Annotated in this window: 1 protein-coding gene; it reads right to left on the bottom strand. The window is 73.0% G+C overall.

What is annotated here, in order from left to right:
- Nucleotides 1–97 precede the first annotated feature (97 nt).
- Nucleotides 98–1,061, bottom strand: a 964-nt coding sequence (locus D7231_RS35680; RefSeq protein WP_199739552.1) for an alkaline phosphatase D family protein, incomplete at its 5' end; no start/stop codon positions are given.

The raw sequence follows: 1,061 nt of genomic DNA on the forward strand, positions 1-1,061 counted from the left end.
CCGGGGGCGCTGGTGCTGGGCGCGCTGGTGCGCCGGAAGGTGGTCTGACCGCGGGACGGGCCACCCCCCGGCGCCGGCGCAGGGGCAACGGCCCCGGTCAGGCGTGGAGGGTCCGGCTGAAGAGCACGGCCCCGCCGACCTCGCGCAGCCGGACCGTGAGGGCCCCGCCGCCGTCGATGTCGACCTCGCCGAAGAACTGGTAGCCCTCGGCGGGCGAGGTGTTGGCCCGCGCGGGGGCCTTGTCGAAGACCTGCTGGGGGCCGAACGTCCCGTCCAGCGGCGTGGCCGGGAAGGCGCCGGCGTTCAGCGGGCCGGAGATGAACTCCCAGAACGGGTCGAAGTCCGTGAACGCCGCCCGCTCGGGCGCGTAGTGGTGGGCGGCCGTGCGGTGGACGTCGGCGGTCAGCCACACCGTTCCGGTGATCCGGCGGTGCTTGATGAACCGCAGCAGCTCCGCGATCTGGAGCTCGCGGCCCAGGGGCGCGCCGGGGTCGCCGTTGGCGACGGCCTCGAAGTCGGTGGCGCCGTCGGGGATGACCAGGCCCAGCGGCATGTCGGAGGCCAGGACCTTCCAGCGGGCGCGGGAGGCGGCCAGCTCCCGCTTCAGCCAGGCGAGTTGCTCCGCGCCGAGGATGCCCTGGGGGTCCTGCTCCTGCCGGTTGGGGGAGTTGGCGTTGCGGTAGGTGCGCATGTCCAGGACGAAGACGTCCAGCAGCGGGCCGTAGCGCACGACGCGGTAGAACCGGCCGCGGGGCGGGCGGGCCGCGACGGGGTAGTACTCGCTGAACGCCTGCCGGGCGCGGCCGACGAGCACGTCCACCGAAGTCTCGGTGTAGCGGGGGTCGTTGAGGATCTCGCCGGGGTACCAGTTGTTGGTGACCTCGTGGTCGTCCCACTGGACGATGGAGGGGACCTGGGCGTTGAACCGGCGCAGGTTCGCGTCCAGCAGGTTGTAGCGGAAGGTGCCGCGGTACTCGGCCAGGGTCTCGGCCACCTTGCGCTTCTCGTCGGTGACGATGTTGCGCCACACACGGCCGTCGGGGAGCGTGACGCTCTCGGTG

Source organism: Streptomyces klenkii, from assembly GCF_003626645.1.
GTDB lineage: Bacteria > Actinomycetota > Actinomycetes > Streptomycetales > Streptomycetaceae > Streptomyces > Streptomyces klenkii.